Annotated in this window: 19 protein-coding genes and 2 riboswitches; of the genes, 2 read left to right on the top strand and 17 right to left on the bottom strand. The window is 41.4% G+C overall.

Going from position 1 to position 18,932, the window contains the following annotated elements:
* Nucleotides 1–117: 117 nt before the first annotated feature.
* The gene (gene lipA, locus N9I19_RS11820; protein WP_125162574.1) at nt 118–1,032 is read right to left on the bottom strand and encodes a lipoyl synthase; all 915 of its coding nucleotides are present in this window, start codon (nt 1,030–1,032) and stop codon (nt 118–120) included.
* Between the two features lie 164 nt (nt 1,033–1,196).
* On the opposite strand from lipA, the gene N9I19_RS11815 reads away from it, so the two are divergent.
* Together N9I19_RS11815 and yunB are read left to right on the top strand one after the other, a co-directional pair.
* Nucleotides 1,197–2,204, top strand: a complete 1,008-nt coding sequence (locus tag N9I19_RS11815) for a M23 family metallopeptidase (protein ID WP_411730430.1) — start codon at nt 1,197–1,199, stop codon at nt 2,202–2,204.
* Nucleotides 2,205–2,291: 87 nt separating this feature from the next.
* Nucleotides 2,292–3,041: a sporulation protein YunB gene (gene yunB, locus N9I19_RS11810; RefSeq protein WP_061465479.1), complete on the top strand. Its 750-nt coding sequence runs from the start codon at nt 2,292–2,294 to the stop codon at nt 3,039–3,041.
* Nucleotides 3,042–3,063: 22 nt separating this feature from the next.
* On the opposite strand, the gene N9I19_RS11805 is transcribed toward yunB, so the two are convergent.
* The 16 genes from N9I19_RS11805 to N9I19_RS11735 form a co-directional block, all read right to left on the bottom strand.
* The gene (locus N9I19_RS11805) at nt 3,064–4,161 is read right to left on the bottom strand and encodes an HD-GYP domain-containing protein (protein WP_089361888.1); all 1,098 of its coding nucleotides are present in this window, start codon (nt 4,159–4,161) and stop codon (nt 3,064–3,066) included.
* Nucleotides 4,162–4,335: 174 nt separating this feature from the next.
* Nucleotides 4,336–4,638 carry a YunC family protein gene (locus N9I19_RS11800; RefSeq protein WP_317777892.1) on the bottom strand — a complete coding sequence of 101 codons (303 nt, stop codon included), beginning with the start codon at nt 4,636–4,638 and terminating at the stop codon, nt 4,336–4,338.
* A 60-nt stretch (nt 4,639–4,698) separates the two neighbouring features.
* On the bottom strand, nt 4,699–6,084 hold the full coding sequence (locus N9I19_RS11795) for a bifunctional metallophosphatase/5'-nucleotidase (protein ID WP_317777891.1): 1,386 nt from the start codon (nt 6,082–6,084) through the stop codon (nt 4,699–4,701).
* Nucleotides 6,085–6,100: 16 nt separating this feature from the next.
* Nucleotides 6,101–6,928 (bottom strand): sulfite exporter TauE/SafE family protein, encoded by an 828-nt coding sequence (locus N9I19_RS11790; RefSeq protein WP_317777890.1) that lies wholly within the window; start codon nt 6,926–6,928, stop codon nt 6,101–6,103.
* 85 nt (nt 6,929–7,013) lie between these two features.
* Entirely contained in the window at nt 7,014–7,862 is an 849-nt protein-coding gene (locus tag N9I19_RS11785) for a DUF72 domain-containing protein (protein ID WP_317777888.1), read from the bottom strand.
* Between the two features lie 192 nt (nt 7,863–8,054).
* Nucleotides 8,055–9,452, bottom strand: coding sequence for a Fe-S cluster assembly protein SufB (sufB, locus tag N9I19_RS11780; RefSeq protein WP_061465485.1), 1,398 nt, complete (start codon nt 9,450–9,452; stop codon nt 8,055–8,057).
* 55 nt (nt 9,453–9,507) lie between these two features.
* On the bottom strand, nt 9,508–9,936 hold the full coding sequence (gene sufU / locus N9I19_RS11775; RefSeq protein WP_061465486.1) for a Fe-S cluster assembly sulfur transfer protein SufU: 429 nt from the start codon (nt 9,934–9,936) through the stop codon (nt 9,508–9,510).
* Nucleotides 9,926–11,155, bottom strand: a complete 1,230-nt coding sequence (locus N9I19_RS11770; protein ID WP_061465487.1) for a cysteine desulfurase — start codon at nt 11,153–11,155, stop codon at nt 9,926–9,928. The genes sufU and N9I19_RS11770 overlap by 11 nt, the downstream gene beginning before the upstream one ends.
* Nucleotides 11,155–12,456 carry a Fe-S cluster assembly protein SufD gene (sufD, locus tag N9I19_RS11765; RefSeq protein WP_061465488.1) on the bottom strand — a complete coding sequence of 434 codons (1,302 nt, stop codon included), beginning with the start codon at nt 12,454–12,456 and terminating at the stop codon, nt 11,155–11,157. Before sufD ends, N9I19_RS11770 begins: the two co-directional genes overlap by 1 nt.
* Before the next feature lie 15 nt (nt 12,457–12,471).
* The gene (gene sufC / locus N9I19_RS11760; RefSeq protein ID WP_061465489.1) at nt 12,472–13,257 is read right to left on the bottom strand and encodes a Fe-S cluster assembly ATPase SufC; all 786 of its coding nucleotides are present in this window, start codon (nt 13,255–13,257) and stop codon (nt 12,472–12,474) included.
* Nucleotides 13,258–13,709: 452 nt separating this feature from the next.
* Entirely contained in the window at nt 13,710–13,850 is a 141-nt protein-coding gene (locus N9I19_RS25460) for a YuzK family famiily protein (protein ID WP_483878241.1), read from the bottom strand.
* Nucleotides 13,851–14,013: 163 nt separating this feature from the next.
* The gene (locus N9I19_RS11755; RefSeq protein WP_089361894.1) at nt 14,014–14,850 is read right to left on the bottom strand and encodes a MetQ/NlpA family ABC transporter substrate-binding protein; all 837 of its coding nucleotides are present in this window, start codon (nt 14,848–14,850) and stop codon (nt 14,014–14,016) included.
* Nucleotides 14,851–14,865: 15 nt separating this feature from the next.
* The gene (locus N9I19_RS11750) at nt 14,866–15,534 is read right to left on the bottom strand and encodes a methionine ABC transporter permease (protein WP_317777887.1); all 669 of its coding nucleotides are present in this window, start codon (nt 15,532–15,534) and stop codon (nt 14,866–14,868) included.
* Nucleotides 15,527–16,561, bottom strand: coding sequence for a methionine ABC transporter ATP-binding protein (locus N9I19_RS11745; protein ID WP_317777886.1), 1,035 nt, complete (start codon nt 16,559–16,561; stop codon nt 15,527–15,529). Before N9I19_RS11745 ends, N9I19_RS11750 begins: the two co-directional genes overlap by 8 nt.
* Before the next feature lie 164 nt (nt 16,562–16,725).
* Nucleotides 16,726–16,837, bottom strand: a riboswitch (SAM riboswitch).
* Nucleotides 16,838–16,955: 118 nt separating this feature from the next.
* Nucleotides 16,956–18,266: an O-acetylhomoserine aminocarboxypropyltransferase/cysteine synthase family protein gene (locus N9I19_RS11740; RefSeq protein ID WP_317777885.1), complete on the bottom strand. Its 1,311-nt coding sequence runs from the start codon at nt 18,264–18,266 to the stop codon at nt 16,956–16,958.
* 99 nt (nt 18,267–18,365) lie between these two features.
* Nucleotides 18,366–18,471: riboswitch (SAM riboswitch) on the bottom strand.
* A 149-nt stretch (nt 18,472–18,620) separates the two neighbouring features.
* Nucleotides 18,621–18,929: a thioredoxin family protein gene (locus N9I19_RS11735; RefSeq protein WP_061466285.1), complete on the bottom strand. Its 309-nt coding sequence runs from the start codon at nt 18,927–18,929 to the stop codon at nt 18,621–18,623.
* Between the last annotated feature and the right edge of the window lie 3 nt (nt 18,930–18,932).

The following is an 18,932-nucleotide window of genomic DNA, read 5'->3' as shown; positions in this document are numbered from 1 at the left end:
AAGCGAGCATCTGGAGGGGAAATCAACCACAACTCACTACCTGGTAAATAGCAACAAAGTATGTGAAAACAGCCATTAAAAATGAAAGGACCGAATTTTTCGGTCCTTTATTTCACTCTATTTCAATAATTCTTCACCTTTGGTTTGCTTATGTTTAGCCGCTGCATTAACCTGTTCGTCCGCATGGTAGGAAGAACGGACAAGCGGGCCGGATTCACAATGGCTGAATCCTTTTTCCAATGCACGTTCCTTCAATTCGGCAAACTCCTCAGGCGTGTAGTATTTCAGCACCTTCAAATGCTTTTTAGTCGGCTGCAAATACTGGCCGATCGTCATGATATCCACATTATTAGCCCTTAGGTCATCCATCGTTTCGAGGATTTCCTCCCGTGTTTCTCCAAGGCCGACCATTAAGCTGGACTTTGTCGGAATCTCCGGATACAGTTCTTTGGCTCTTCTTAAAAGCTCCAATGAACGTTCGTATTTAGCTTGAGCCCGTACACGGTCGGATAGACTTCTGACTGTCTCTATATTATGGTTCAGAATGTCTGGTTTAGCATCCATCAAAGTCTTAATATTTTCATGCACCCCGCCCATATCCGACGGTAATACTTCAATTGATGTAAATGGATTCTTGCGTCGGATGGCACGGACCGTTTCAGCGAAAACTTCAGCGCCTCCATCCTTTAAATCGTCACGGGCAACAGCTGTAATGACAACATGCTTTAAATTCATCAGAACAACGGAATCCGCAACACGCTCTGGTTCAGCCCAGTCCAATTCATTAGGACGTCCGGTTGTAACTGCACAAAAACGGCATGCCCTTGTACAGATTTCACCTAAGATCATGAATGTGGCCGTTCTTCTCACTGCCCAGCATTCGTGAATATTCGGACATTTCGCCTCTTCACAGACTGTATGAAGATTTTTTTCCCGCATCATATTTTTTAAACCGAGGTAGTTTTCATTAGTATTAAGCTTTATTTTTAACCAATCTGGTTTACGAAGAATTTCTTTATTTGTAGAAGACATGAAAATGTCACTCCATTCTATCGAAATTAACACACCCTACTTTAACAATAAAAAAGCATTTATACAAGTTATAGTTGGTTTCCCATTATTTATTTTTCATGTTTAAAGCCAAATCAGCAAAACTATAAAAGATGGACTGATGTCTTTATAAATTGAAGATTCTCATGAAAGGAGTTGCCCCGTTGAAAAAATTATTTTTTCTTATCATAACTTGTTTGTTTATTTTGGATGCATCAAGCCAAATGGTTAATGCCGCTGATACCCCTGAAGTTTATGCAGGAAGAATGGCGCTTTATAGAAACATGGAAGCTACCCTGCAAATCCCATGGTATTACCTTGCTGGCGCAGATCAATATGAGCACAGCCTAAGGGCTGCCAGACGGGATTTAGAGCCGGCAAAGGGTTTAATTGGCATCAATATCGAGCCTTCAAAGTGGGGTGGGGCTCTCAATCCTCACTTAAACGATATGAACCCGCTAACGATCACCTTTTTTGATGGGTTGGGCCAGGATGGGAATGGCGATGGCAAAGCTGATGTTACTAATGACACCGATCGATTATACGCTTTTTCGAAGCATCTCCATACTTATGGTTCAGATGAAGATAATATCCGGATCGGCTTATGGGAATATTATAAACGAGATAAAGCCGTCAGCATCATTATCGGCAATGCGAAGATTTATAAGAAATATGGCCGGCTGGATTTACAGGAAAAGGCCTTTCCAGTTCCAGTACGGACCCATTATACGTATTTAAATACATGGGGAAGCGCTCGTGGATGGGGCGGAAGGAGAATCCATGAGGGTACAGATATATTTGCGGATTATAGCCTTCCTGTTCGGTCAACGAGCTATGGAATCATTGAAATGAAAGGCTGGAATAAATTCGGGGGTTGGCGGATCGGGATACGGGATTTAAATAATACGTATCATTACTTTGCCCATTTAAGCGGATTTGCCGAAGGATTGAAAGTCGGACAAATCGTCGAGCCCGGACAAATCATCGGAGGTGTAGGCAGTACAGGTTACGGCCCTCCTGGAACTGCGGGTAAGTTCCCTCCGCATCTTCATTATGGGATGTACAAAGACAACGGAATCACAGAATGGAGCTTTGACCCTTACCCCTATTTAAAAATGTGGGAAAGGAAGGATTTAGCTAAAAAACAAAAGTGAGCGGCGACGAATTTCTCGCTGCTTTTTTTTGATTCGAACATAAACCCCCGAACTTGATGCATAGGTATTAGTAAAGGGGGCTAAAGCGTGTTCCGAAAAAGATTTCGAACAAAGAAATTCCGAAAAAAGGGGCCTCTTCCCACCCGAAAAGTATTCCTCTACTCATTTATCCTTTTTATCATATCAAGCATCATGACTCTTTGGTATGTTGATAAATCAATTGAACCGGTGATCATGAGTGTAGCCGAATATGAAATCAAACGGATTGCAACGGAAACGATTCATGAATCTGTAGATGAGAATATATCCAAGATTGATATGAACAAAATCATCACCAACAACGAGGGTGGTAAGGACTCCAGTTCTTCCTATAGCTTCAATCCGGTCATATACAGTGAATTGCGCGCTAACATTACAAAGGATATTCAAAACAAGCTTGGCATCGAACAGGGAAATCCTTTTAAAAAGGGTTCCTCCAAAATAAATGATGAACAATATAAAAGTGTAGTCTATTATATACCATTGGGTGTCGTAACCGGGAATAATCTCCTTTCCAACTATGGACCTGAAATCCCAGTGAAAATGTCAGTCATCGGTAATGTTGAATCGGATTTGAAGACAAAATTGACAAACGCTGGAATCAATAATGTGTATTATGAATTGATTGTGGATTTTGATGTCAATATTCAAATCGTCATCCCCTCCTTCACTAAAGAGACCAAGGTCAGTCAGGAAGTGACAGTCGGCAGCTTGCTAATTGAGGGTGATGTACCAAGTTATTATAGTAACGGAAACGGTTCGGTGGCACCTGCCATCATGAAGGAAAACAAGGAATAAAAAAACCAGCTTATCCTTGAGTTTAGGCTGGTTCTTGTATATTGAGACATTTCATGATCAGCAACTGCAGGTTTTTATTCAAATCCACTTCATAGGACTCTTTTACCTGTTCCCCATTTTCTTCAAGTATCCTTATCATGGGTCGGTCCCCTATCCCCTCATTCTGAGCGGATACGACACCTTTTCTCCCATCATTCAATTCTACGGATAGACCATTTGGATAGATGGCAACTGCCCGGCGGAATGCCTCGATGATCGTATTGTCGAATTTTTTCCCGATTCCCGCATAAAGGATTTCCAACCCCTGATGAGGCAGCATGGCCTTACGGTAAACCCGATTGGAAGTCACGGCATCAAACACATCGGCAACGGCAATGATCTTGCCGAAATAATGGATTTCATCCCCTTTTATTCCACGTGGATATCCAGATCCATCAAGCCTTTCATGATGCTGATAGGCACAATTTGCAACTAAATGTGAAACGGTATGAACATTTTTGATTAGATGAAATCCATAATCGGCATGTTTTTGGATTTGTTCAAATTCCTTTTCCGTTAACTTACCGGGTTTATGGAGGATTCCCAAAGGTATGAACATTTTGCCGACATCATGTAAAATCGCTCCCAGCCCAAGAATTTCGAGATTCTTATTATTAATATTCAACTCCATCCCGATTGCCAGGGTATATAGGGTCACATTGAAGGAATGAGTAAAGATATAGTCATCGTATGTATAAACATCCGCCAATATAGTCAATAACTCATTATTCCTATTGAGCTCGTCCATGATGTTTCGGACGATTTGAGTGAACTTAACGTTAGGTTGCTCCATCGTGAAAGATCCATCAAGGTTCATTTCGTTTTTCATGTCCAGGAAAGTGGTTTCAATCCTATTAATGGCTTCTCTCCTTAGGTTCCCGAATACTGGTGGCATTGGAATAATGTCATCCGTCCTAGAATCTTGAATGTAAACTAAGGGAATATTAAGGGATACCAGTCGAGCGATCATTTTCTGCGTTAATGTAAGACCCTCACACAAGAGGATATGGCCCTGCTCATTATAAATGTCTTTTCCGAGCCTGGCTCCAGGGCTCAGGGACTTTGTAATAGCTAGCCTCATACTTGTACTCCATTTCCCAATTCAATATTTGTAAATCAAACCGTTTCTTTATAAGGGTTATCGGAAAATATCCTTATAAATGAATCCGTTTAAAAATATTTATTGAAAAATATTAACTATTTTCTTGGTGAATTAAAACAAGGCCCCCTTCTGGATAAAAGAAAGCCCACCACTTCAAATCATTTTGATTAATGCCTCTTTACCAATCATTCCTGGATAAATGCCTTTTTCCACAGCTTCCCAGGTAACTGATTCAAGCGGCGCTTCCAAAAGCTCATCAATCGATTTAACTCCTGTAGCCCTGCCTGCAAGGATTTTACGATCTCTCAATTTATCATTCAGCAGCGCAACATCCAACGCACCGCACATTATATATCCTTTTTCGGAAGCGACGGCAAGTAAATTCGTTTTGGGAAGTCGGACAGAAATGGCTAGGAATGTATGATTATCAAGTATTATTGGTATCATGCTAATCATTGGGTTCGCCCCTTTCTTCCTCATACTTTATGAATGAAAAGGCGAAACCGTGATTTAGCGTTAGGCATCTGTATATATTTTTTTCAACTTCCATAAAAGGATATCCCGTAAGAATTCCGGTAATAGATATTCCTTGCGATTGGTGCGCTGAATACTTGGAAAAAAGTGCCCAAACGTGAACATATCAGGTATTGCCAGTTTATAGGACTTATCAGCCTGCAGTTTCTCCCCTTTTATCAATATCCCTTTTACGATTCCATTCTCCATTTCGTTAAATTCAATTTGATCATAATTCATGACGCCCATGATTTTTCCCCGGAAACCGAAACCTTTCACCTGAATGTGTGGCCACTCCTCATTTCTCGATTGCATTAAGATTTCTTTTAATTCATTCCCATTAACTTCAACGATGCAAGGATTGATGGGGTGTGGACAGATTCTGTGAATATCCCCTTTTGTGACAGGTCCCTTTGGCAATCCATCGAGCAGAAGACCCGCATTCAAAAAGGTGCAATCCGCCTGACTCCACTCCCTTAAGGCCTCACCAAGGATTTTCGTCAAAGCACTTACTTTGAACCAATCATTTTCCAGCGCTTCCGGTAAGTCCACTACGACCTGCTTTAGCGTTTCCCCACCGGCCTGGTACATTGCTTCAATCCATGATCGTTCATTCTCTAATTCCGAAAAGTCATTCGTATCATAGAGAATGGCACTCTTCTTGCTAATTCTCTTTTCCTGATTGACGGTCATTTCCACCTGCCCAACAAAAAAACCATATTTCCCTGCACCGCATAGGAGTGTATCATTGATCAATTTCCCTTGGTGAAGGATGTGGTGGGTATGCGCGCCAAGTATGACGTCAATCTCCGGAAAGTCCGCTGCCATCCGCTCATCATCATGGATGCCCAGGTGAGAAAGGATGATGATTACATCTGCCTCTGTTCTAACCCTTTCTAGTTGTTCCTTTAACTCAACGAATGGTTCTGTTAATTCCCAGCCCATCGCAGAATAAAACTTTTGAAAAAAAGCTGTCAGACCTATCAAGGCAATTTTGGTACCTTTTACCGTTGTATGTATCCAATATGGCAGCGCCCATTCCGGCCTTTCATTATCCCCATAATAAATATTGGCTGCCAAGACCTTGAACCTTGCATGATCATATAAGGAGTCTAACGCATCATGAGGTAAAGTGATCCCTTCATTATTGCCGATGGTTACATATTGGTAGCCCGCTTCATTCAGAAGTTCAATATTTCCTTTACCCAACGTACCTTCTGTATATGGATGCCAGCGATCCACATGGTCTCCTATATCAAGTATGATTGCCTCTTCTCCCGTTTCTTGATGAAGTTGTCTTCTTTCTTTAAGAAACTTATCAATACGAGGCCAATTTTCAAAATGACTATGGAGATCATTGGTGTGATATAAATGAATGATTTCTGACATCATTTTTCCTCCTCGTTTATCCTGTAATACTTTGGTATATAAGACGTAAACCAATGATTATCAGTACTATTTTCAACATATTTTCAAGTGCCCCGCTCTTTATTCGCGTATTGATGTAAGCCCCTAATTTAGCACCGAACCATGCACCTGGGATCAGGGCAAAAGCATATGGCCAATTTACATTTCCAAGGGAAATATGTGTAATCGAATTTGTGACCGAAGATAGAAATACCATGAACATCGAAGTCGCTACAGCCATATGCGGAGGGAAGAAGAAAAGAAGCATCATTACAGGAACCATTAAGGCTCCACCGCCAATTCCAAATAACCCGGAGCTGAATCCCACGACAAATGTAATCGATACAGCTATCAGGGGATGGTAACCATAAGAAAATGAATGTCCATTTTCAGTTTTATACGTCTTAACTATTTTCGCTTTACCAGGCTTGAAAACCATTGGCTTCAAACGGTTTTTCACTAATAACACGATAGCCATGAAAATCATGAAAGCTCCAAAGTACAATGAAAAAGCTTCGACATTAAGGTTTTTATTCACATAGGCTCCTATTATTCCACCAGGTGCACTGCCTATAAAGAAGATTAAGCCTGCCTTATAATCCACCACTTTATGTTTTAAATAAGATAAAGTAGAAGATAAGCCGGTAAAAATCATGATCACCGTTGAAACACCGACGGCGATCTGAGGTGTCAGTTCTTCTATTATATTTGTAGATGCACCTAAATATAAAAGAGAAGGCACAATGATGATGCCGCCGCCCAGACCGACAAGAGAGCCAATTGAACCCGCTAATAATCCGATACCCACTAATACTAACCATACCATAAAGAAATCCGCCTTTACCTGTTTGTGAGGATATTACCTCTTACTTGCTTGTCATACCATCTCTTTATTAATTATATAATGCGTCTTAAAACAAACCAAGCTGCCTGGGAGCCAGTCCTTCATATTCTATACCAAGCAACTCAATCATTTGTTTGGCATTATCAGCAGCATCTCCGCCTGAGTTATTATTGAAAAGGACATATATCTCCTTGGATTCCTTTTCCAATATCCTGATTTTCTCCACCCATTCATTCAATTCCTGATGATTATATCGGTATAAGTACCTGACCTCACGCCAATTATCACCCGAAGAAGGTCTCTGCCAACCATGCAGGTTACGTCCATGAAAGCGGATCAGCGTTTTATCTTCATGGGTGGAATGGAGGACGATAGGAATGGATCCCTCCCCAGCCTGAGGCTCATCGCATACAGTGTGGACCCAACCCTCCTTTTGGATGAAGTCCAGGGTTTGCTGGAACATGTTGGGTCTGTACCAGCTTTGATTCCGAAATTCTATGGCAGCTGGAATATCGCCCATTTCAGCTTTACACCATCTCAGGTAATTTACATTTTCACGTTTACAATCAAACCATGGCGGAAACTGAAATAGGATCATCGCGAGCTTGCCGGACTTCTGATAAGCTTCTAGAGAGTCCCGAAAGGCCTTGAACATTTCCTTTTTACTTTCAAATGGAATTTCCCCACGCTGATGTCCCGTCATCCCTTGATAGGCTTTAACGACAAATTGGAATGACGCTGGTGTCTCGGATATCCACTTTTCACTGTTCCTCTTTGGCTGGATTGCATAAAATGAGGCATCCACCTCCACAATGGGAAAATGAGCCCCATACTCTTTGAGTTTATCACGTTGCGACACACCGCCATGATACAAACTATCATGATCCCCCCAACCGGTCACACCAACATATATCATCTGACCATCACTCCTTTCGGGACAGGCCCCATTTCCTGTCTACTATTTTTTTACCCTTGTATAACCATATTCAATCTTTGATAAGGGTGTCGAATATCACTTTCCAAAACAAAAAGCCTGCCAAGTCTCCCTGGCAGGCTTTTTGTATGAATGGGTTATTCTAAATCGCCTTACAGGCATGACAGTCGGTTATTATCCGATGGAGCCTTCCATTTCGAACTTGATCAGACGGTTCATTTCAACCGCATATTCCATCGGAAGTTCTTTTGTAAATGGTTCGATGAAGCCCATTACGATCATTTCCGTTGCTTCTTGCTCAGAAATTCCGCGGCTCATCAAGTAGAACAATTGTTCTTCAGATACTTTGGAAACCTTCGCTTCGTGTTCAAGGGAAATGTTGTCATTCAAGATTTCATTATAAGGGATTGTATCAGATGTAGACTGATTATCCATGATTAATGTATCACATTCAATGTTCGAACGAGCTCCATCCGCTTTACGTCCGAAGTGAACGATACCGCGATATGTTACTTTACCGCCTTGTTTAGAAATTGATTTTGATACGATAGTTGAAGATGTATTTGGCGCCAGGTGAATCATTTTTGCCCCAGCATCTTGGTGCTGGCCTTTTCCGGCAATGGCAATGGATAATGTCATACCGCGGGCACCTTCACCTTTTAAGATGACAGCAGGATATTTCATTGTCAATTTAGAACCGATGTTACCATCAATCCATTCCATAGTTGCGTTAGCATCACAGACCGCACGTTTCGTAACCAGGTTAAACACGTTGTTTGCCCAGTTTTGGATCGTCGTGTAACGGCAGTAAGCATCTTTTTTAATGACTATTTCAACAACCGCACTATGAAGGGAGTTAGTTGTATATACAGGTGCTGTGCAACCTTCTACATAGTGAACGGATGCGCCTTCATCAACAATGATTAGCGTACGTTCGAATTGACCCATGTTTTCAGAGTTGATTCGGAAATAAGCTTGAAGCGGAGTATCCACTTTAACGCCTTTTGGTACATAGATGAAAGATCCGCCTGACCAAACCGCCGAGTTCAATGCCGAGAATTTATTGTCAGTAGGCGGAATCGTTTTTCCAAAATGCTCACGGAAGATATCTTCATTTTCACGAAGTGCTGAGTCCGTATCTTTAAACACGATACCCAAATCTTCCAATTCAACTTTCATGCTATGGTAAACCACTTCAGATTCATATTGAGCGGATACGCCTGCAAGATATTTTTGTTCGGCCTCAGGAATTCCCAACTTATCAAAAGTCTGTTTGATTTCCTCAGGAACTTCATCCCAAGATTTTTCCGATTTCTCTGATGGTTTAACATAGTATGTGATTTCATCAAAGTTCAAGCTCTGCATGTCGCCGCCCCATTGAGGCATTGGCATGTTGTAAAAATGCTCCAATGATTTCAAACGGAAATCAAGCATCCATTGCGGTTCATCCTTCATTCGAGAAATCTCTTCCACGATTTCTTTTGTCAGACCGCGCTTTGAACGGAAGATGGAAACATCTTTATCCGCAAAGCCATATTTATAATCGCCGATTTCAGGCATTTTCTTTGCCATAGCTCGTATTCCTCCATTTCAAATGGCTGAATTACAACAGCTCATTTTAATTTAATTATTCCTTCAATCCCTTTTCCATGGCCTTCCAAGCTAACGTCGCACACTTGATTCGGGCAGGGAATTTAGAAACACCTTGAAGGGCTTCAATATCCCCAAGGTCCATCTCATCATCGTATTCTTTTCCCTGAATCATTAAGGAAAAAGTCTCGGACATGGCTAAAGCAGTTTCAACGTCTTTGCCCTTAATGGCTTGAGTCATCATGGAAGCTGAACTCATGGATATCGAACAACCGTCACCATCGAATTTAACATCGTTGACTTTTCCATCTTCAATCTTCATCGTTAATCGAATCCGATCACCGCAAGTTGGATTGTTCATGTCAATCGTCATGCTGCCATCCTCTAGCATGCCCTTATTACGTGGTTTCTTATAATGATCCATAATGACCTGACGGTAAAGTGTATCTAAGTTATCAAAAGACATTGCTGAAATACTCCTTCGTTTTAACAAGCCCGGACACAAGCTTATCAATATCTTCTTCCGTGTTATAGAGATAGAAACTTGCTCTTGCTGTCGAGGACACGTCAAGCCATTTCATTAATGGCTGTGCGCAGTGATGACCGGCACGGACAGCAATTCCATCTGCATCAAGTACGGTAGCGACATCATGTGGATGTACGTCATTAATATTAAAGGTTACTACACCCGCACGTTTTTCTGAATCTTTTGGACCGTATATCGTCAGTCCTTCAACTGCAGACATTTTCTCCATCGCATAAGCGGCGAGTTTATGTTCGTGCCGTTCAATATTATCCAAGCCGATTTCTTCCAAGAAATCAATCGCAGCCCCAAGGCCGATGGCACCTGCAATGATAGGGGTTCCGCCTTCGAATTTCCACGGGAGTTCTTTCCATGTAGACTCATACAAACCTACAAAATCAATCATCTCACCGCCGAATTCAATCGGCTCCATTTTTTCCAGAAGTTCTTTTTTGCCATATAATGCGCCGATACCAGTTGGGCCGACCATTTTATGACCTGAGAAGGCAAAGAAATCACAATCCAGATCACGGACATCCACTTTTAGGTGCGGCGTGCTTTGCGCCCCGTCGACTACCATTATAGCACCGTGTTCATGGGCGATTTGCGCGATTTCCTTCACAGGATTGATAACACCAAGTACATTCGAAACCTGCATGATGGAAACGATTTTCGTTGCGTCCGTAATTGTTGCCCTCACATCATCAAGGGAAATCGTACAATCCTCCTGAAGCGGAATATACTTCAGTACAGCGCCTTTTTCTTTGGCAAGCTGCTGCCACGGAATGATATTACTATGATGCTCCATGTAGGAGATGACGATTTCGTCACCCGCTTTAATATTTGCACCACCGTAACTTCTTGCTACAGTATTTAAAGAAGTCGTTGTACCTCTAGTGAAGATGATTTCTTCTGTAGAAGAAGCATTAATGAATTTACGTACCTTTTCACGTGCACCTTCATACGCATCCGTAGCTTTTGTTCCTAGTGTATGCACCCCGCGGTGAACATTCGAGTTGTATCCGCGGTAATATTGCTCAATCGCTTCAATCACTGCAGCCGGTTTTTGAGAGGTTGCAGCACTATCTAAATAAACTAATGGCTGACCATTGACTTCTTGATCTAATATTGGAAAAAGCTTACGAATTTCGTATGGGTTCATTACTGTACTTTCCTTTCAATGACCGCTACTAATTGTTTTTTAACTCCCTCAATAGGAAGCTGGTTAACAACAGGGGCCAAGAATCCGTGAATGACAAGTCTTTCTGCTTCTTTCTTTGTAATACCACGGCTCATTAAATAATACAGTTGAAGCGGGTCAACACGACCGACGGAAGCAGCATGACCAGCCGTTACATCATCTTCATCAATCAAGAGGATTGGATTGGCGTCACCGCGTGCTTTTTCACTCAGCATCAATACGCGTGATTCTTGTTCGGCATTAGCCTTTGTAGCACCAAACTCTATTTTCCCAATTCCATTAAAAATAGAGGATGCTGCGTCTTTCATGACACCGTGCTTAAGGATATAGCCCTCAGAGCGTTTGCCAAAATGAATAATGGCTGTCGTAAAGTTCTGTTTTTGTTCCCCGCGTCCGACAACAACGGATTTAGTATCACCGTGAGAGCCATCGCCCATTAGATATGTTGTATTATCTGAAATCGTATTTCCATCGTTCATCAGGCCAAGTGCCCACTCAATACGGGCGTCACGTCCTGCCACTCCACGACGGTTAACATATGTCGTAAAGCCTTTTGAAAGTGTATCGACCGCTCCGTATTCCACTTTTGCATTCGCATTCGCAAATACTTCAGTTACGATATTGGCGATGCCTTCGTTAGATTCAACATTTGAGAAATAGTTCTCCACATATGTTACCGAGCTGTTATCTTCCGCTACGATCAATACATGATTGAAAAGTGCAGTATCTGGATTATCCAACAAGAATACCGCTTGAATCGGCTCTTTGATTTCTACATTTTTCGGAACATAAAGGAATGCTCCCCCATTAACTAATGCAGCATGCAATGCTGTTAAACGATGCTCATCTATTTTAACGCCGTCTTTCATGAAATACTTTTGCACAAGCTCGGAATGGTCACGTGCCGCTGTGAAAATATCCGTAAAAATGACGCCTTGTTCTTTCACATTTGCTGACAGATTGATATGTGCCGGCGTATTGTTGCGTTGAATGTATAAGTTTCCGTTTTCTTCAATGATGGCTTTGATTTCTTCCGGAAGCTCCTCTTTGGAGGCAAAAGCTTCACTTTCAACCGCGTGGGTCTTGAAAGAAGTAAAATTCCATTTGTCGATTTTCGTTTTATCCGGCTTTGGCATCGGGAGCTTTTCAAATTCAGAAAACGCTTGAATCCGAAGCTCGGAAAGCCAAGCTGGCTCATTATTTTTAGTTGAATAAGAGCTTATATCCTCTTGTTCAAACGGTAATTTCGTTTCTGTAGTCATTGCAAATCCTCCTACTTACGCTTCTTCGCCAACAGTTTCGTCTTCAATGCCCAATTCTTGTTTGATCCAATCATAACCTTCCGCTTCCAAGCGGGCAGCAAGTTCAGGACCACCTGATTTTACGACACGTCCTTGCATCATTACGTGTACATAATCAGGAGTGATGTAATTTAATAGACGTTGGTAGTGAGTGATGATCAAGCATCCAAAGTCTTCTCCGCGCATTTCGTTGATTCCTTTTGAAACGACTTTAAGTGCATCGATGTCAAGCCCTGAATCAATCTCATCTAAAATTGCAATTTTAGGTTGAATCATCATTAATTGAAGAATCTCGTTACGTTTTTTCTCTCCGCCGGAGAAACCTTCATTTAAATAGCGTTGCGCCATATCTTCATCCATTTCAAGGAATTCCATTTTTTGATCCATTTGACGGATGAATTTCATCAATGAAATTTCATCGCCTTCTTCACGGCGTGCGTTAATGGAAGAACGTAAGAAGTCAGCGTTTGTAACGCCACTGATTTCACTTGGATATTGCATAGCAAGGAATAGACCTACACGAGCGCGCTCGTCGACTTCCATTTCCAATACGTCTTCCCCATCGAATGTGATGCTTCCGCTTGTCACTTCATATTTTGGGTGACCCATGATTGCTGATGATAAAGTGGATTTACCAGTTCCATTTGGCCCCATGATCGCATGGATTTCTCCACCTTTAACTTCAAGGTTTACCCCTTTTAAAATCTCTTTACCTTCAATTGATACGTGAAGATCTTTAACCGTTAATGTAGAAGCTGACATAATAATACCTCCGTGAACTAATTCCTATTTTATTACCAGAAAGTAAAGATAACTTTCTTTACTATAATTTGCATAAAAGCATTCTCAATTTATTCTCATTCCAATTTTATAACAAATCCAATTTAGAATCAACTAATATAGATAGGGGTTTCCACTTATTACATAGTAAAAACCTGTCCTATTCTTAGGATACTAACAGATAGGGCATATTTACAGCATATTCAGCCGTATTTTAGCTTTTGTTAAAATTATCTTATTATTCGGCAAACCTTCGTTCTTATTAATATATGTTCGACAGATTCGATTGGAAGGTATGAACGTTCCGGTTTGGAAAGAAAAAAATCGGACTGTCAGGCATTATGTAAGTTTATCCAATAAGGAAACCCTTATTTTCCGGACCACTTTCCATTTTACCTCTACAGACCGATCTTTTAAAGAACTCTTTTATATGCTTAGACGTGAATTTTGCGTTGAAGATCCAGGACCATTTTGTTGCACTTTACATGTTCCCTATCTCGTTCCTTCTCAACCTCGATACGGAGGTCTAAGTTCCTACTGTACTCACTGTAGCCAATCCCATGTGAAGACTGCATCGCCTTTTCCATTTCGCTTGTTACATTTAAATCAAGAGTATTGATAGTGAACCATCCTTTCAAATTTGTGTATCATTTTATTTCCTTCAGTAATTATTTACCCTTCAGATTCGGGATTAAACATGAAAAACGACCTGAATTTATCAGGCCGCCATTTCTTGAATCATTTATCAACCGGTACAACTGCACCATCATATTCTTTAAGGATGAAATCTTGAATCTTTTTAGAATGCAATACTTCTACTAGCGTTTTGATTTCTTCTTTATTTTCATCACCTTTGTTAACCGCAATCACGTTCACATATGGCGAGTCAGAACCTTCAATGGCAATCGAATCTTTCAATGGATTCAAGCCTGCGTCGATTGCATAGTTAGAGTTGATCAGAACTGCATCCCCTTCACCATTCTCATAAATCTTTGGAAGTAAAGCTGCTTCATAATTAGCATCAAATTTAAGGTTTTTCTTATTTTCAACGATGTCTTTTGTTGTTGCTGTCGTTTTATCGATGCCCTCTTTCAATTTGATCAGGCCATTCTTTTCCAACAGAGATAACGCACGTCCGTGGTCAGCAACCGAGCTGCTCATAATGATTGTTGCCCCTTCCGGAAGTTTAGCGATGCTTTTATATTTTTTTGAATATAGACCGATAGGCTCGATGTGAATTCCGCCCGCATTGACTAAATTATATCCATTCTCTTTATTGGCCGCCTCAAGGAAAGGTAGGTGCTGAAAATAGTTAGCATCCAATTCCTTATCATTTAAAGCCTTATTCGGTAAAACATAATCCTGGAATTTTTCAATTTTCAAATCTATTCCTTTTTCTTTAAGAAGAGGTTTAGCTTTTTCAAGAATCTCGGCATGTGGAACATTGGATGCCCCTACAACTAATTTCTTCGCTTCCTTTTCTGTATCACTGCCACTTTTGTCCTTATCGGCTCCACAAGCTGCCAGAGCAATCGATAAAACAAGGACTAATGCAAACCCTAAAAACTTTTTCATCCTATTCATCCCCCTTTATCTTTTGTCTAATTTAGATGTAATCACATCTCCAATAATTTGAATAATGAAGACGATAATCAGAATAACGATAGTCGCTACTAGCGTAACGTCATTGTGGCTTCTTTGATAGCCGTCTAGATAGGCTAGATTACCAAGCCCGCCTGCGCCGATGACCCCGGCCATTGCGGTATAGCCGACCAATGCAATCGATGTTACCGTAATCCCGGAAATAAGGGCCGGCATCGACTCCGGAAGAAGGACCTTCCAAATGATCGTACTCGTTTTTGCCCCCATGGATTTAGCCGCTTCAATTACACCTTTATCGATCTCACGGAGGCCAATTTCAACCATACGCGCATAAAATGGCGCCGCCCCGATAATAAGTGCTGGTAATGCTGCATTCTCACCAATCATAGAACCGACAAGCGCTTTAGTGAAAGGAATGAGCAGCACGATCAAAATAAGAAATGGAATGGAACGAAATATATTGACGACAGCACCAATGACTGCGTTGACCGCCCGTTTTTCCCATATATTCCCTTTGCCTGTCAAGAACAGGATCAACCCTAATAGTATGCCTATAAAAAAGGTAGCTACTACAGAGATGCTTGTCATATAAAGCGTTTCTTTCGTTGCGTCTAAAATGGATTCCCAATCTACATTCGGCAATAATTCTTTAAGCATGAGTAATCACCTCCACGCCTACCTGCTGTGCTTTTATGAATTCTATTGCGCGGAGCATTTCTTCCTCATTGCCATCAAGGTGGATAAACAACGTTCCATATGAACCGCTTCTCGTTTGGGATATTTTACCTTGAACGATATTGATATCCAACTCGAAATTACGTACGAGCTTGGTAATCAACGGGCTTTCTGCACGATCACCTACAAAAGTCAATTGAATCACTTTACCTGCAGGAAAGCGTTCAAGCAAATGGTCCATCGTTTCTTTCGTTTCTTCTGGTTCCGTTACCTGTTGCACGAAACGCTTCGTCATTTGTTCTTTAGGATTCTTGAATACAGCCAGGACAGGTCCCTCTTCAACGACTTGCCCGTTTTCCATCACGGCCACGCGATGACAGATTTTACGTATTACATGCATTTCATGTGTTATCAGGACAATTGTCAACCCCAGGCGCTGATTGATGTCAACAAGCAATTCGAGTATGGAATCGGTAGTCTGTGGATCTAAGGCAGAAGTCGCTTCATCACAAAGAAGCACCTTAGGATCATTTGCTAGGGCCCTGGCTATTCCCACCCTTTGCTTTTGCCCTCCGCTTAATTGCGAAGGATATGCCTTTTCTCTGCCTTCCAATCCGACTAGCTTGATCAATTCGTTCACACGCTTGATGCGTTCAAATTTTGAAACTCCTGCAATTTCCAACGGGAAGGATATATTTTCCTGAACCGTCCTGGACCATAATAGATTGAAATGTTGGAAAATCATGCTGATTTCCTGACGTGCCTTACGGAGCTGAGCCCCTTTAATTTTTGAAACTTCCTTCCCAGCCACCACAACGGATCCCTCTGTAGGTGTTTCCAAACCATTGAGCATTCTGATCAAAGTACTTTTCCCCGCTCCGCTGTAACCAATAATACCGAAAATCTCGCCTTTATTTATTTCAACATTCACATTATTTACTGCCTTAATAGTCTCACCGTTTCCTTTTCCTGTTCGGAAAAGCTTACTTACTTTCGTCAATGTAATCATTAATACTCACCTCTTTTATCCAATAAAACCTATGAACTTAGTTGATTTCTCTACATTATTAGTCAGTTTTTAATACCATTTTTTCCTTTCATGAAGGTTTTCCCAAATGAAATAGAAAAAACCTTTCTGCATGAGCAGAAAGGCAGGTGAAGAAGCTGGCCTTCCTCTCATCTTCCAAAGTAATTAAACTTTGTGTGAATTGGCACCTTTCCAAGGAATCTCCTTGTCGGTTGCCGGGTTTCATCGGGCACCTCCCTCCACCTCTCTTGATAAGAGCTAATATATAGAATACTTGTACAGCATTAAGTTCTTTAGTATGGGGAAATTTTATCATAGATAAAAAAGGAGTGCAATGTATATTATTTCTAGTAAAAGAATGAACTGGACTTTTTGCTTAAACCGTTTTAGACGTCAGGGAGACGATATTCGTCGCTTTTTCAATTGCCTGCTCTAAATCTTCTATTAAATCCTCTGCATTTTCAATCCCGATGGATAAACGGACCTGATCAGCACGCACTCCCGCTTTCGCCAGACCTGCATCATTCAATTGTTGGTGGGTCGTACTGGCAGGGTGGATGATTAAACTCTTAGCATCCCCTACATTAGCTACATGGGACCATAATTCCACCGAATTGATAAGTTTTGCCCCGGCTTCTCGGTCACCCTGTATTCCAAAAGTCACAACAGATCCTGCTCCCTTAGGCAAGTATTTATCCGCAAGGGCTTTATCGGGATGATCCTCTTTACCGGGATGTGAAACCCAAGTCACGGCAGGGTGATTTTCCAAATATTGAATAATAGACTTGGTGTTCGAAAGATGCTCTTTCATTCTTACATGCAGCGTTTCAAGTCCAAGCGTAAACTGGAATGCACTTTGGGCACTTAGCGCAGGACCTAAATCACGAAGCAACTGCACTCGGGCTTTCGTTATAAAAGCAGCAGGTCCAACTGCATCAGCGTATACAAGACCGTCGTAGCTTGGGTCAGGCTCCGTAAAGCCAGGGTAGTTTGGCGAGTTCCAGTCGAACTTCCCTCCATCCACTATGACACCGCCTAACGTCGTTCCATTCCCCAAAATCCATTTTGTAGCGGAATGGATGACAATATCCGCCCCAAAATCAATTGGTCTGCATAGATACGGTGTAGCGAAGGTATTATCGATAATTAAAGGTATCCCGGCTTCGTGGGCGATGTCCGCTACTGCTTCTATATCAAGGACCCTCAAACTTGGATTTCCGATCGTTTCAGCAAATATGGCTTTTGTTCTTGGCGTAATTGCCCTTTTGAAATTTTCTGGGTCATCAGGTGAAACGAACTTCACCTTAATCCCATATTTAGGAAGAGTATTTTCAAAAAGATTATACGTGCCGCCATATAATGTAGAGGCTGAAACAATTTCATCCCCTGCACCGGCAATATTCAGGATTGACAGTGAGATGGCTGCCATTCCGCTTGCAGTTGCCAATCCGCCGATACCGCCTTCCAATAAGGCCATTCTTTCCTCAAAAACACTGACCGTGGGATTATGGAGCCGTGTATATATATAACCATTCTCCTTTAAACCAAATAAATTCGCTGCATGGTCTGTGTCTTTGAACAAGTATGCATTGCTTTGGTAGATAGGGACTGCCCGGGCACCTGTTTCATCAGCTTGCAGACCGCCATGAACACTCAATGTTTCAAAACGCAACTTTTTCTCTGACATATGATTTCACCTTTTTCTATGGATTTAGTTGGAATTTCATGAAAACCTGGCCTTTCATAAACAAAAAAACCACTTCCACAAGAAGAGGTTTTAAAACACACCTCATCTTCCAGAGCCAACACTCTGCTGGAATTAGCACCGTATATAAATTTATACCGGTTGCCGGGCTTCGTCGGGCCAGTCCCTCCGCCACTCTTGATAAGAACTATTAAATTCCGCCGTTACTTTCTTAATTCAAAATATAGCATTTTAGAATTAATCAGTCAATGAATTGTTAGAATATTCTTTTTTTGATTTCAATTTGGGAGCAAAATGTTCACAATAAAAAAAACCAATCCGGTTCTGATTGGTTTCTTAGCTGATTTCCTTAAGCAATCCATACAAATAAGGAACGGATTGAAAGGCATATATTTTTTTGTGCAGCTGTCCTTTTTTGAAAAGCAATAAACAAGGGACACTTTCAATTTCATACGATTCGGCGATTGCTTGGACATAGTTCATATTCATTTTGCCTGCCTTCAATTCCGGGAAAAGTTCCATGGATATCGTCAGCATCTTGGAAGCCACCTGACAGGTACCGCATAAAGGCGTATATAAATATAAACAAAAGGTTTCCCCTTTTTCAACGGCAATCTTACACTCTTCTTCTTTCCATTCCTGCATCAA

Origin of the sequence: Peribacillus sp. CSMR9, from assembly GCF_033141925.1 — a bacterium.
GTDB lineage: Bacteria > Bacillota > Bacilli > Bacillales > DSM-1321 > Peribacillus > Peribacillus simplex_A.
Note: the sequence above shows the minus strand (reverse complement) of the source record. Positions and strands in the feature narration are given on the sequence as shown.

Coding starts and splice junctions, on each gene's coding strand:
- lipA (WP_125162574.1), bottom strand. CDS start 1,032: ATGTCTTCTACAAATAAAGAAATTCTTCGTAAACCAGATTGGTTAAAA.
- N9I19_RS11815 (WP_411730430.1), top strand. CDS start 1,197: ATGAAAGGAGTTGCCCCGTTGAAAAAATTATTTTTTCTTATCATAACT.
- N9I19_RS11805 (WP_089361888.1), bottom strand. CDS start 4,161: ATGAGGCTAGCTATTACAAAGTCCCTGAGCCCTGGAGCCAGGCTCGGA.
- N9I19_RS11800 (WP_317777892.1), bottom strand. CDS start 4,638: ATGATTAGCATGATACCAATAATACTTGATAATCATACATTCCTAGCC.
- N9I19_RS11795 (WP_317777891.1), bottom strand. CDS start 6,084: ATGTCAGAAATCATTCATTTATATCACACCAATGATCTCCATAGTCAT.
- N9I19_RS11790 (WP_317777890.1), bottom strand. CDS start 6,928: ATGGTATGGTTAGTATTAGTGGGTATCGGATTATTAGCGGGTTCAATT.
- N9I19_RS11785 (WP_317777888.1), bottom strand. CDS start 7,862: ATGATATATGTTGGTGTGACCGGTTGGGGGGATCATGATAGTTTGTAT.
- sufB (WP_061465485.1), bottom strand. CDS start 9,452: ATGGCAAAGAAAATGCCTGAAATCGGCGATTATAAATATGGCTTTGCG.
- sufU (WP_061465486.1), bottom strand. CDS start 9,936: ATGTCTTTTGATAACTTAGATACACTTTACCGTCAGGTCATTATGGAT.
- N9I19_RS11770 (WP_061465487.1), bottom strand. CDS start 11,155: ATGAACCCATACGAAATTCGTAAGCTTTTTCCAATATTAGATCAAGAA.
- sufD (WP_061465488.1), bottom strand. CDS start 12,456: ATGACTACAGAAACGAAATTACCGTTTGAACAAGAGGATATAAGCTCT.
- sufC (WP_061465489.1), bottom strand. CDS start 13,257: ATGTCAGCTTCTACATTAACGGTTAAAGATCTTCACGTATCAATTGAA.
- N9I19_RS25460 (WP_483878241.1), bottom strand. CDS start 13,850: ATGCAGTCTTCACATGGGATTGGCTACAGTGAGTACAGTAGGAACTTA.
- N9I19_RS11755 (WP_089361894.1), bottom strand. CDS start 14,850: ATGAAAAAGTTTTTAGGGTTTGCATTAGTCCTTGTTTTATCGATTGCT.
- N9I19_RS11750 (WP_317777887.1), bottom strand. CDS start 15,534: ATGCTTAAAGAATTATTGCCGAATGTAGATTGGGAATCCATTTTAGAC.
- N9I19_RS11745 (WP_317777886.1), bottom strand. CDS start 16,561: ATGATTACATTGACGAAAGTAAGTAAGCTTTTCCGAACAGGAAAAGGA.
- N9I19_RS11740 (WP_317777885.1), bottom strand. CDS start 18,266: ATGTCAGAGAAAAAGTTGCGTTTTGAAACATTGAGTGTTCATGGCGGT.
- N9I19_RS11735 (WP_061466285.1), bottom strand. CDS start 18,929: ATGCAGGAATGGAAAGAAGAAGAGTGTAAGATTGCCGTTGAAAAAGGG.